General features: G+C 37.1%; 12 protein-coding genes and 1 pseudogene. 8 read left to right on the forward strand and 5 right to left on the reverse strand.

All coding sequences use genetic code 11. The annotated features are described in order from the left end of the window. The 3 genes and pseudogenes from ACE1TI_RS09395 to ACE1TI_RS09405 all read left to right on the forward strand — a co-directional run. Positions 1-316 (forward strand): annotated as a pseudogene (locus ACE1TI_RS09395) (ISLre2 family transposase); the annotation flags it as partial. 781 nt (positions 317-1,097) lie between these two features. Beyond that, positions 1,098-2,312: a NupC/NupG family nucleoside CNT transporter gene (locus ACE1TI_RS09400; RefSeq protein ID WP_375007327.1), complete on the forward strand. Its 1,215-nt coding sequence runs from the start codon at positions 1,098-1,100 to the stop codon at positions 2,310-2,312. 186 nt (positions 2,313-2,498) lie between these two features. After that, positions 2,499-2,702 (forward strand): DUF6501 family protein, encoded by a 204-nt coding sequence (locus ACE1TI_RS09405; RefSeq protein WP_375007328.1) that lies wholly within the window; start codon positions 2,499-2,501, stop codon positions 2,700-2,702. Positions 2,703-3,431: 729 nt separating this feature from the next. On the opposite strand, the gene ACE1TI_RS09410 is transcribed toward ACE1TI_RS09405, so the two are convergent. Continuing rightward, the gene (locus ACE1TI_RS09410; protein ID WP_375007329.1) at positions 3,432-4,244 is read right to left on the reverse strand and encodes a YihY/virulence factor BrkB family protein; all 813 of its coding nucleotides are present in this window, start codon (positions 4,242-4,244) and stop codon (positions 3,432-3,434) included. Between the two features lie 116 nt (positions 4,245-4,360). Between ACE1TI_RS09410 and ACE1TI_RS09415 the strand changes: the two genes are divergently transcribed. Beyond that, entirely contained in the window at positions 4,361-5,188 is an 828-nt protein-coding gene (locus tag ACE1TI_RS09415) for a S1C family serine protease (RefSeq protein WP_375007330.1), read from the forward strand. 42 nt (positions 5,189-5,230) lie between these two features. Here the strand turns inward: ACE1TI_RS09415 and ACE1TI_RS09420 are convergent, their stop codons facing one another. After that, entirely contained in the window at positions 5,231-6,832 is a 1,602-nt protein-coding gene (locus ACE1TI_RS09420) for an ABC-F family ATP-binding cassette domain-containing protein (RefSeq protein WP_375007331.1), read from the reverse strand. Between the two features lie 159 nt (positions 6,833-6,991). Here ACE1TI_RS09420 and ACE1TI_RS09425 point away from each other — a divergent pair, with 159 nt between their 5' ends. The 4 genes from ACE1TI_RS09425 to ACE1TI_RS09440 all read left to right on the forward strand — a co-directional run bounded on the left by ACE1TI_RS09425 (position 6,992) and on the right by ACE1TI_RS09440 (position 10,672). Further along, positions 6,992-7,876 (forward strand): TetR/AcrR family transcriptional regulator, encoded by an 885-nt coding sequence (locus ACE1TI_RS09425; RefSeq protein ID WP_375007332.1) that lies wholly within the window; start codon positions 6,992-6,994, stop codon positions 7,874-7,876. 26 nt (positions 7,877-7,902) lie between these two features. After that, entirely contained in the window at positions 7,903-9,315 is a 1,413-nt protein-coding gene (locus ACE1TI_RS09430) for an MDR family MFS transporter (protein WP_375007333.1), read from the forward strand. 125 nt (positions 9,316-9,440) lie between these two features. After that, positions 9,441-10,253 (forward strand): uroporphyrinogen-III synthase, encoded by an 813-nt coding sequence (locus tag ACE1TI_RS09435; protein ID WP_375007334.1) that lies wholly within the window; start codon positions 9,441-9,443, stop codon positions 10,251-10,253. A gap of 17 nt (positions 10,254-10,270) precedes the next feature. Beyond that, positions 10,271-10,672, forward strand: a complete 402-nt coding sequence (locus ACE1TI_RS09440; protein ID WP_375007335.1) for an acyl-CoA thioesterase — start codon at positions 10,271-10,273, stop codon at positions 10,670-10,672. Here the strand turns inward: ACE1TI_RS09440 and mobA are convergent. From mobA to fdhD, 3 genes are all read right to left on the reverse strand, one after another. Next, positions 10,669-11,244, reverse strand: coding sequence for a molybdenum cofactor guanylyltransferase (gene mobA, locus ACE1TI_RS09445; RefSeq protein ID WP_375007336.1), 576 nt, complete (start codon positions 11,242-11,244; stop codon positions 10,669-10,671). The genes ACE1TI_RS09440 and mobA overlap by 4 nt on opposite strands. A 78-nt stretch (positions 11,245-11,322) precedes the next feature. After that, positions 11,323-11,550, reverse strand: coding sequence for a hypothetical protein (locus ACE1TI_RS09450; RefSeq protein ID WP_375007337.1), 228 nt, complete (start codon positions 11,548-11,550; stop codon positions 11,323-11,325). Continuing rightward, on the reverse strand, positions 11,531-12,358 hold the full coding sequence (gene fdhD, locus ACE1TI_RS09455) for a formate dehydrogenase accessory sulfurtransferase FdhD (protein ID WP_375007338.1): 828 nt from the start codon (positions 12,356-12,358) through the stop codon (positions 11,531-11,533). The genes ACE1TI_RS09450 and fdhD overlap by 20 nt, the downstream gene beginning before the upstream one ends. Positions 12,359-12,424 lie beyond the last annotated feature (66 nt).

Genomic DNA, 12,424 nt, shown 5'->3' on the forward strand with positions numbered 1-12,424 from the left:
GAGCCTGGGAGCCATGGAATCCAATCAGCGTCATGTCTCCTTTCGAATGAAAAAAAGAGGCATGCATTGGAGTGCTAAGGGCGGTGAATCCATGGTAAAAATCAAGCAAGGGATATGCAATCAAACGCTTCGGGAAGCTTATCTTAAGCATCAACCTAGAAGTACAAGGCAGCAGCGAGAACTCAGAAAGATCGTGCGCATGACAGAGCATTTGCGCCAGCCTACGCATCCTTCCATTGGGGTAAAAGAAGGATCTGTGGCTCTGTACACCGCCCATTCCACCGCCATGGGAAAGTTAATGAAAAGCTTTCAATGATACCTCCATTTTTTCGGAAGCTTCGAAAGAAGGTTCCGAAAAAGTGGAGGCCACCAAGCGAAGCGCGGTAGCTGGTTTTAAAGCGTACAAAAATAGAGTGCTAAAAATAGTGGTGTTATAACCATGTCGAGAAAAACTTGACGCATACCTAATGGATGAATGTATTTCTTAAATACAGTTTTTGTGGTATGATTGTCCATGCTATCTCCTTATAGTTAGAGATTTGGACTGGACTACCACTCTCTAATTATAAGGTTTTTTTATGCATTTTGTAGTTATAATTCACAATATTGACAATATTAGAAATGTGTTATTTCGCTTGACATTTTTATTTTATTTTCCTGCAACGCTAGTGAGGAAATTATGTTTTTACAAGCTGTGGATAACTATCTCCATATTGTTTGTTTGATCCGGGTCTAGCTTCAGCGCCCAGCCTCTCGGGGTTAAATAACCTCCAGTCATTAAAGGCAAAGAGCGTCTTTAGTGACTGGAGAACATTTACCTGTTGAGGCTGACCGGGGCGCTTGCGCTTTTGTTCTTTGGAACTTTGAAAAATATTAAGATTTAAAAAATGCAGAAATTATTAAAAAAACGCAAAGTTCTTATGGTAAAACAATGGAATTAGTAAAAAATTATAATGAAGGCTGGCAGATTTCTTGCTACACATATTTTAAATTTCCGTTTACTTTTTAGTTTTTCTTTGATAAAGTATCAAATGTCCCTCTATTACGGGGTAGGAAGCGTTTTCAACAAGGAAAATTTTGAAAGTGGTGGTGGATTGATGAATTTCTTATGGGGCTTGATGGGGATTATATTTGTGCTGTTTCTTGCTTTTCTGTTATCTGCAAGGAAAAAGTCGATTAATCCTCGAACAATCTTAGGCGGCCTTGCTTTTCAGGTATTATTTGCATTTATTGTATTATATTGGGAAACAGGAAGAGCTGCCCTTCAACAGTTAACCGTAGGGGTGCAAAGTATTATAGACAATGCTAATGAAGGTATACTTTTCCTGTTTGGGGATTTACTTGAATTAGAAGGTGTAGTAAACGTCTTTGCGTTTCAAGTACTTCCGGTTATTATTTTCTTTTCTTCTTTAATTGCTGTATTGTATTACATCGGTGTTATGCAGTGGATTGTAAAGATTATTGGTGGTTTTCTTTCCTTTATTCTAGGAACCAGTAAAGCAGAGTCAATGTCTGCTGCAGCAAATATTTTTGTTGGTCAAACGGAAGCTCCGCTTGTTGTTCGTCCATATTTGGCCAAAATGACAAAATCTGAATTGTTCACTGTTATGACTGGGGGGCTTGCTTCTGTTGCTGGGTCTGTATTATTTGGTTATGCAGGGCTTGGTATTCCATTAAACTACCTGCTTGCTGCAAGTTTTATGGCAGCTCCTGCCGGCTTAATCATGGCAAAAATGATGATGCCGGAAACAGAAGTATCAACCACAAGTGATGAAATAAAAATCGAAAAAGATAAGGAATCTCAAAATGTTATTGATGCCGCAGCAAGGGGAGCATCTACCGGTCTGCAGTTAGCTTTAAATGTGGGCGCTATGCTTCTTGCATTTATCGGTTTAATCGCGGTTATCAATTCGTTATTAGGTTTAATTGGGGGCTGGTTTGGTGCAGAGAACTTGACTCTTGAACTTATATTAGGATTTATTTTTGCTCCAATAGCCTTCATGATTGGTGTCCCTTGGGTTGAAGCTTTGCAAGCAGGTAGTTTTATTGGTCAAAAGCTTGTAGTAAACGAGTTTGTAGCTTATGCTTCATTTGCACCAGAAATGGAAAGCTTTTCTGAAAAATCACAAGTAATTATTACATTTGCTTTGTGCGGATTTGCGAATCTTTCCTCTATGGCCATTATCCTTGGAGGTATTGGTGCGCTCATCCCGGAACGAAGAAAAGAATTAGCACAGCTCGGCCTTCGAGCAGTTGCAGCTGGTGCGCTGGCATCTCTGCTCAGTGCGGCAATTGCCGGTATGTTTGTTTAAATTTCAAGTAGCAGCCAGCTTTTCCTTAGGAGGAGCTGGTTATTTTTGTGTATAAAGATGTTGCTAAGCTGTCTTGTTGTTGATATGCTTTTGAATGATAGGCAGGATATCAGAGATTATGTTATGTAAAACGGAGCCGAATTAACTCTAATTATCCTCTACTTGTAAAAATAAAGGAGGTTGAGTATGATACATAAAACGTGGACAGATTCTAAAACGATAAAACAGTTAAAATGTGTGCATGCTAACGCGAAAAAATATAAAGTAGACCGTGTACTTACCCCAGGTAAAGCTTATGAGGTAAAAAATGAAACGGAAGAATTTTATTTTGTTATCGACAATACTGGCAAAATCGGCGGGTATAAAAAAGATTATTTTGAGGAGCTGTAAAGCCCACCTCCAAAGCAGAAAAATCTATAAAGATGCTGCTTTGGAGTTTTTTATTATAATGAGACTTGGCAGTTGAATTCGAGAATCTACAAGCTGTGACAGCCTGGATCTTTCAAAAATAGATCTCTATACTTACATAAAAGCACATAAAGGTTGATGGGAGTGAATTTGTTTTATCGATTAAGCAGATTAACTAAAGACAGAGAAGAAACCTCGGAGCCCCCAAAATTCCCCGAACTCAAAAATTCGTTATCATTCCGCTTTTACAAAGGTTATTCGAAAAGCAAAAGAGCTGAAAAGTAAAAATATTATTGACCGTATTATTAAAGTGGAGGAAGAGAGGAGCTTGCAGAAATAAGGATTGGAAATGATACGTTTGATATTGTGTTAAACTATCATACATTTGGAACCTAATGTTACTGTATTGGATACAGTTTCTTTGATTTTAAAAAAGCAGACTGGGGTAAAAATTATCTGTTATTAGATCAAATTTAAAAGAAATGGATAAAACATTGCCATTGGCTGAACTTAAGTAAGTGTAAGTCATCTGCTTACAAAAGGGCAGATGACTTTTTGTGCGCTGTTGTAATAAAAGGGAAGGACGAAGTGGAACAGGCATCATTGTGTATTATCACAGTGGACAGTGTATACATACTTTGTCTCTTTTTGATATTATATGAAAATACTTATTGTTATAATTGAAATTTTTCTAATATACTTAATGGCACTTTACCATCTGTTTTTTCCTTTTTGGGCAATCATGGCATTTAATTCACCGCCGGCTAAAATAGAAAATCCGGAAATGTAAAACCAGACCATTAATACTATGATGTTACCGAGACTGCCGTAAATGACGGAGTAATCATTATTTTCTACATAAAAGAAAAAGCCAAGGGAGCCTGCCTGCCAGCTCAAAAGAGCAAACACAGCTCCTGGATAAGCTTCTTTTAGTGAAATAGTTCTGTTAGGAACAGTAAGATAAATGTATAAAAGAACAAACCCGATGACAACGAAACTTACACCCCAGCGAACCCACTCCCATACATACATGAAAAAGGCGTCCCAACCAACAAGAGAAAATAAAAAAGATCCCACAGGCCTTCCATATATAGGAAGCAATAGTGATATGATAATAGCTAACAGAATAGAAAGCATGAGACCAAAACCAATAATAAACATTTTATGAAGCGGGGGATTTGTTAAACGGTAAGCATGATTAATGGCTCGTATAATAGCAAATGTACCCAACAAAGAAAGCCAAACAGTACCAATCGTACTAAAAGAAAGAGTGTCAAATCGCTGAACATCTATAATTGTATTAATATTAAAAGTTATAATATTAAGAGTACCAGGAGGGATATAAGGCGAAATAAATCTCAGGACATCACTGCTTGAAACAGGCAAAAAACTGATAATACTTAATATAAAGAGCAATAATGGAAACATAGCCATTAAGAAGTAATAACCGAGCTGGGCAGAAACATCGAATATTTTGTTTTCTCTTATACGTTTAATAAAATTCCGAATAGACCGCAGCTGCACAGATGAAACCTCCTACAAAACAATGATGGAAAGTCTGTTCCCAAACGTTCTTCTTTATATAGTATAGTTAAAATGAACAGCGATATTTGTTAAAGTCTTAAAGGAGTTTCTTTTTCATGGCAGATAAATATAAAGATAAGCTTGATGAATTATATGATGAAAAGTACGAAGAAATTTCATATGAAGAATTTAAAGAAGTATTAGAAGAAGAACCTCAGCGAAAACCAGAGGAGATAAAAAAGAAAAAGAAAAAAAGACGGGGGATACGTATCATTGCTGTCTTATTAGCACTGATGCTTGTCTTTCAAGTTTCAGCCATGTTATTTGATACGTTTCGTCTTGATGCTATCGAGTTTTTAAAAACTTCATACCGGCTTTCTCAGGATGAAAACATTCAAGAATGGAAAGAAGCAGTTGTTACTATTCAAGGGGAAGGAAGATTCGGCCGCTCCAAAGGCACGGGCTTTTTTATAGATAGTAAAGGGCTTATTTTAACGAATCATCATGTCATTGAACAGCAGGATTCGATTGGAATCAGTACAGAGGATGGAGAAATATTTGAAGGGAAGCTGGTAGGAAGTGACGCAGAGAAGGATCTTGCTCTTGTAGAAATAGAAGAGGAAGAAAATTTTGAAGCGCTGCCGCTCAAAAATGATGTATCTTTAGAAGACGACCACATTTATGTTATAGGAAATCCGCTTTCCTTTACCAAAATAGCCAATGAAGGAAATATTTTAAGCGAAGAGACAACAAGAGAAAATGCTGTTGGTATCTCAGCACCCATATATCGGGGGAACAGTGGCAGTCCGGTGATTAGCGAAAAAGGAGAAGTAACTGGAGTCGTTTATGCAAAAAAGTCAATTGATCATCCAAAACAAGAATCAATTGGTTTAGCTGTGCCAGTAGATGATGTACACACTTTTTTAGAAAATCTGCAGGAATAAAAAAGAGGCTGCACTGCTTATGAGCAGGAACAGCCTCTTTTTTTATTTCTTTTGCATCTTTTGATCTTCGATATATTCATCATACGTCGTTTGTTTATCAATAAAGCCATCCGGAGTGAATTCGATAATTCTGTTTGCAATCGTCTGAATAAATTCATGGTCATGGGAAGAAAACAGGACAGATCCTTTGAAATCTATTAAGCCGTTATTTAATGCGGTGATGGATTCTAGATCTAAATGGTTTGTTGGTTCATCTAAAATTAATACATTTGCTCCGCTTAACATCATTTTAGACAGCATGCAGCGGACCTTTTCTCCTCCTGATAACACGTTTGCTTTTTTAAAAACTTCTTCTCCAGAGAAGAGCATCCTTCCGAGAAAGCCTCGAATAAATGTTTCCGTTTGGTCATCTGGAGAGTACTGTCTTAACCATTCCACTAAGTTTAAATCGACTCCTTCAAAATAAGCAGAGTTATCTTTAGGGAAATATGCTTGTGAGGTAGTTAACCCCCATTTATACGAACCGCTGTCGGGCTCCATTTCACCGGTCAATACTTTAAACAATGTCGTTTTTGCAATTTCATGATCGCCTACAAAAGCTACTTTATCTCCACTGTTTAAGACAAAGTTCACGTTATCAAGCACATTTACTCCGTCAATTGTTTTGGTGAGACCTTCAACAGTAAGCAGATCTTTACCAAGGTCACGATTAGGTTTAAATTGAACGAATGGGTAGCGGCGAGATGAAGGCTTTATATCGTCTAATGTTATTTTCTCTAATGTTTTTTTTCTTGAAGTAGCTTGTTTTGATTTAGAGGCATTTGCACTAAACCTTGCGATAAATTCTTTTAATTCTTTAATCTGCTCTTCTTTCTTCCGGTTTGATTCTTTAGCCATCTTTTGTGCTAGCTGGCTGGATTCGTACCAGAAATCATAATTTCCTACATAAAGCTCAATCTTCCCAAAATCGAGATCAGCAATATGGGTGCAGACTTTATTTAAAAAGTGGCGGTCGTGGGAGACGACAATTACTGTGTTTTCAAAGTTGATTAAGAATTCTTCCAGCCATTGAACGGCTTCAATATCAAGGTGGTTGGTCGGTTCGTCCATTAACAATATATCAGGATTTCCAAAAAGCGCTTGAGCAAGAAGTACTTTTACTTTTTCAGAACCAGTGAGTTCAGCCATCGTTTTTTCGTGAAGCTCTTCTGGTACTCCAAGCCCTCTTAAAAGCTGCGCTGCTTCCGTTTCAGCCTCATATCCATTCATTTCTGCAAATTCTGCTTCTAACTCTGCTGCTTTCATCCCGTCTTCATCTGAAAAATCAGGCTTCATGTAAATCGCATCTTTTTCCTGCATGACTTCATACAGACGGGAGAAACCCATAATAACCACATCTAATACACGTTTATCTTCGTAAGCAAAGTGATCCTGTTTTAATACAGCGACACGCTGACCTTTATCTATATGAACATGGCCGGATTGAGAGTCAATTTCACCTGAAAGGATTTTTAGAAAGGTTGATTTTCCGGCTCCATTTGCACCTATCAAACCATAACAATTTCCGGGTGTAAATTTAATATTTACATCTTCAAATAATTTTTTGTCTCCATATCTCAGCCCGACATTTTGGCAAGTAATCATTCACATACATCCTTTTCAATAAACTATAATAATCATAACATATATACCTTCAGAAACAATATTTTGACAAGCTTCCTAGACCAATATAGAATATAATAGTCAAATAAAACTAATTAGTTCTAAAATGACTATGTGGTCACGAGGGCGGTATATATAGACATGAATAAAAAAGAGAGAATCATACTGGCAGCTATGCAGCAATTTTCCGAGAAAGGCTATTTTTCTACGTCTGTTCAAGCTATTACTTCATCTTGTGGGATAGCCAAAGGAACCTTTTATAAATTCTTCCGTTCTAAAGAAGATTTGTTAATTGAAGTTTTTCGTTACAATCATCAGCACATGCTGCTTCGAGCAAAAAATGTTCACTTGGATGAGTCGTTATCACCTAAAGAACAATTAATAAAAAAAATAGCTCTGGAGTTAGAAGCTCTATATAAAAATAGAGTATTCTTTCTTTTAATTCATAAGGTGGTGCCGGTACAGGACCACAAAACGATTATGCCGCTTATGAAAAAAACAAAAGCGGCGATGATGAACTGGCATAAAGAATGGCTGATGGAAGTCTATGGAAAGAACATTCAAGATCATTTATGGGATCTTGTTTTATTTTTGCAAGGAGCGATGAAAGAATATATAGGATTAATGGATGAAACAAAGCATGTGGTAAAAACAGAAAATGCTGCTAGAAAGATGGTTTCACGTATAGAAGTATTAGTGAATCATTCAGAAGGGTTCGATCCAATCTTAACGAAAGATATTATGAAAGAATACGAAAAGATGGCGCTTGAACCAGAAATAATGACGGGAGAAGAGGAACGACAGGAGCATTTACAAAAAATAAAAAATCATATCCAGCGTTCATCTTTACAGTCAGATATAGAAAAAGAAATGCTGCAAGCTGTGGATTTGATTGAAAATGAGTTTCAGCAGCAGCATCCGAGAAAGCTGTTAATAAAAGCTCTTATAACTCATATAAAAGAAAATACTAACCTCGAAGATAGTCTTTTAACATTGGAACGATATATTTCTGAGGCAAAAAAGTGAAATCATAGGAAAAGAAGGCGTTTAGTATGACCGATTTAAATAACAATGAAACTGTACCAAAAGAAATAAAAAAAGTGCCGATTATGGCAGTACTTTTAATTGGAGCTTTTGTCGCGATCTTAAACCAAACATTGTTAGCTACCGCTCTTCCTCCTATTATGGAAGATTTAAAAATAACAGCAAATACCGCTCAATGGCTGACAACGATATTTATGCTTGTTAATGGTATTATGATACCAATTACCGCTTTTTTAGTAGAAACTTTTACAACACGAAAACTTTTTCTTACAGCAATCATTACTTTTGCTTTAGGGACACTTATTTGTGCCATTACGCCGTCCTTTCCCATATTAATGGCAGGAAGAATTATTCAAGCAAGTGCAGCAGGTGTAATGATGCCTCTCATGCAAACCATTGTGCTCCTCATCTTTCCAATAGAGAAGAGAGGTACAGCTATGGGGTTAATCGGATTGGTGATATCCTTTGCTCCGGCAATCGGACCGACGCTTTCTGGATTTATGGTGGACCATTTTCACTGGCGCACACTATTTTATATTGTATTTCCTATAGCCATATTAGATATTATTTTTGCTTATTTTGTATTGAAAAACGTAACAAAACAGCATTATCCAAAAGTAGATAGTATTTCTATTATTTTATCCACCCTGGGTTTTGGAGGAATTTTATATGGATTCAGCAGTGCTGGGAATATAGGCTGGTCAAGTATGCCGGTTATATTGACCATGACAGTTGGTGCCATATGCCTCCTGTTTTTCGCGATAAGACAGTTTCAATTATCACAGCCTATTTTAGAGCTTAGAGTATTTAAATACAAAGTTTTTACGTTAACTACCGGTATTGGTATGTTAGTGTTCATGTCAATGATTGGCGGAGCTACGATACTTCCTATTTATATGCAGGACATGCGCGACTTTTCCGCTACAGAGTCCGGATTAATGATGCTGCCGGGGGCTGTACTAATGGGAATTATGTCGCCGATTTCAGGCAGGATTTTCGATAAGATAGGAGCAAGAAAATTATCTCTTGCAGGACTTGCTTTGATGACGATTTCTAACATTATGTATACTGACCTTACGACAACCACTTCTTTTACTTATATGACAGTCATGTATCTTCTTCGAATGGCAGGAATTGCTATGGTCATGATGCCGGTGACAACTGCTGGGTTAAATCAGCTTCCAAAGCATTTAATTCCTCACGGGACAGCGGTAAATAACACGATGAGACAAGTGTCCGGTTCTATCGGAACGGCCCTTTTGGTAACCGTTATGACAACTGCTGCATTAGGAGAGGGGCCTAATATGAATGCAGAAGCAATGATACATGGAGTAAATATGTCCTTTTGGGCAGCATTTATTTTTGGATTCGTTGGGTTTGTTCTTAGCTTCTTCATAAAAAAGAAGCCGGCAGAATCTTGATCTTCCATACGTTGAACAGGCAGTTGATTCTGCCTGTTTTTTGTAAGGACAAAAGAAACTGAAATGCATGATTAGTGATAGATTGATATAATTTATAATAACGTATGGGAAAGGAGAGAAACAAAATGAGTAAAGGACTTGTTGGTAAAACAGTTGCGATTGCTGCTTCTAGAAAAACAGAAGAAATGAGTGCTTTGGTAGAAAAGCAAGGAGGAAAAGCGGTAGTCCGTCCATTACAAGGAACAACTTTTTTAGCAGATAATGAAATAGAAAACGAATTTCTAAAGGTGCTCGATGATAAACCAGATTGGTTAATATTCACTACAGGCATTGGAACAGAAACATTGCTTAATCTTTCTGAACATTTAAATAGAAAAAACGACTTTGAAAAGTTATTAAAGGATGAAAAAATTGCAGCCAGGGGGTACAAAACGCACAATACGCTGAAAAAAATAGGTGTGGCTCCTGAAGCAAGAGACGATGACGGCACGACTGAAGGGTTAATAAATGCCATGAAGAACAAAGATTTCAAAAATAAAAATGTTATGGTGCAGCTGCATGGGGTGAAAGCTCCTCGATTAGTTGACTTTTTAAAAAATAAAGACGCGACTTCCGTCACAGAAATTTTACCTTATCAGCATATTCCCCCAGAAGAAGATACCCTGAAATTGATCACAGAAGAATTACGCCGCAATGAATTAGACGCAGTATGTTTTACAACTCAGCTGCAGGTACACTCTTTGTTTCAATATGCAAAACAGCAAGGGTTTAAGGAGGAGCTTGTTTCTATATTTGAAAATCAAACGGTGGCTGCAGCGGTCGGGAAAGTTACAGCGGAAGTTCTAAAAGAGGAAGGGGTAAAGCGTCTATTATCACCAACTAATCAGAGGATGGGTGCCATGATTATGGAATTATCCAAATTACACCAAAATAATTAAAAAATGGGAGGCTGCGTATGTTTGAAAAATTAATAGATCCGCGAGTTTCAGAAACCGATGGTGCAGGCCATATCAACAATACTGTCATTCCGATATGGTTTGAGTCTGGACGGGATGAAATATTTAAGCTGTTTACACCCAGTCTATCATTTGAAGATTGGAAATGTGTCATTATTAAAATGAATGTTGACTTCGTTGGTCAATTGTACTACGGGGAACCGGTTCAAGTAAAAACCTGGATCTATGAAGTAGGAAATTCAAGCTTCGAGGTGTATGAGGAAATACATCAACGAGGACAGGTATGTGCAAAAGGGAGAGCTACTTATGTTAACTTTAATTTTGAAAAGCAAAAGAGTGAGCCAATCCCTGAAAATATTAAATACCTTCTTGAAAAGCATTTATATGAAAAGGAAAACTAGGAAGGCCAATCTTCTTTTCGGTTTACATTTAAAAAATCTTTTTGGTCTACTGGATAAGTAAGAAAACATGCTGAAATAGACTGAATAAACGAGTACATATTTTTTTTATTTTTATTCAACAAGTCTTTTATCACTGGAAGGCAGTTCCGGTGATAGATTCCATGGAGGGGCTGCTGCTTGTTTCCGTTTACAGGTATAAAAGCATCAAATGAAGCAAAACTCTCTTCAGACTGTGTTAAAGCAGATGCGACAAATGCTGATGAAACAAACGGCGTGTCAGCAGGAAGAACGAACACCCAATCGATATAGTGAGGAACACTTTGAAAAGTGAAATACAATGCATAAAGCGGGCCTTGATGCATCTTATCTTCTACTAAAATGCTTGCTTTGTCTTTGTTAAAATAAGGAGCCAGCTGATTATTGGTAAGAATATATATATTATCAATCCCGCCGGCTTTAAATGCATGAATACTGTGTTCATAAAAAGAAAGACCATTGTATTGTTCAAACATTTTTGGTTTTCCGTAGCGTGAAGACTGCCCTCCAGCTAGTACAATACCTATTATATTCATTACCTTTATCTCCTTTAATAAGACGTATTTTCGAAGGAAAGAAACTTCCTCTCTGCCAGTAAGGCAGAGAGGAAGTTGTTATTCAACCAAAGCTTTTATTTTTTTATCCCGGTCCTGCTGTTCGGCTTCATCTTTTAAATCATATTTTTTTAACAGATGAAATAACTCGTTTAAAATATGTTGAGAAGGCTCTTTTAATAACAGGTTGCTGCAAGATTGATAAATAGATGATGGAAGATACGGTTTTTGACTTTCAAGTTTTTCAAGAACGGATTCTTTCGAATGATCAATGCTGCATGAACTCATTTGATATTTCTCCTTTCTTATTTTGAGTAATTCTGTAACTATGAGAATAAACATTAAATGAAGACCCTCGTATAAAACCAACTGCTGTGATGTTTAAGTCTTCAGCCAATTTTATTGCTAAGTCAGTTGGAGCCGATTTAGATAATACGAGTCCAATTCCAATTTTGGAAGATTTTGTCAGTACTTCTGATGATAATCGGCCGCTGAAAACTAAGATTTTATCTTTTACAGAGATATTATTAAGCAGGCAGTGGCCATACAGTTTATCAAGTGCATTATGTCTTCCAATATCAGCCCGGTCCACAATAATATGGTGTGGAGTGCATATGGCTGCATTGTGTACTCCGCCTGTCTTTTTAAAGACATGGCTGTTTCTCTGCATTTGGCCCATTAGATGAAGACACTGTTCTGCGGTTACAGAGGCAGTGCTCATGGATATCTTGGCTGTGACAGAATCATTTTGGAAATAAAACTGCCGGCTTTTGCCGCAGCAGGAACCAATGACGCGTTTAGAGTAAAATGAATGATCTTTTTGGAGCTTTTTATTTAGCTGCACGTATGCAAAACCTTTATCCTCGTCAATTTCAATTGAATGTATATCACTTTTAAACAAAATGACACCTTCAGAAGCAAGAAAACCAACTACCATCTCTTTATAGTGCAGTGGTGAACAGACCATTGTCGCGAATTCTTTCTTGTTAACAAAGATCGTAAGGGGCACTTCAGATACAATGTTGTCCTCTTCCCTATAAAATTCACCGTCACGGTAGGCCGTAATTGTTTTTTTAACACTTATGTGCTGCTCCAAAGCTTTCCCTCATTTCCTAACAATAATAATTAAAAAACATGGTTTGACAGCAGAATATGATGATAG

Source organism: Alteribacillus sp. JSM 102045 (assembly GCF_041949975.1).
Taxonomy (GTDB): domain Bacteria; phylum Bacillota; class Bacilli; order Bacillales; family Marinococcaceae; genus Alteribacillus.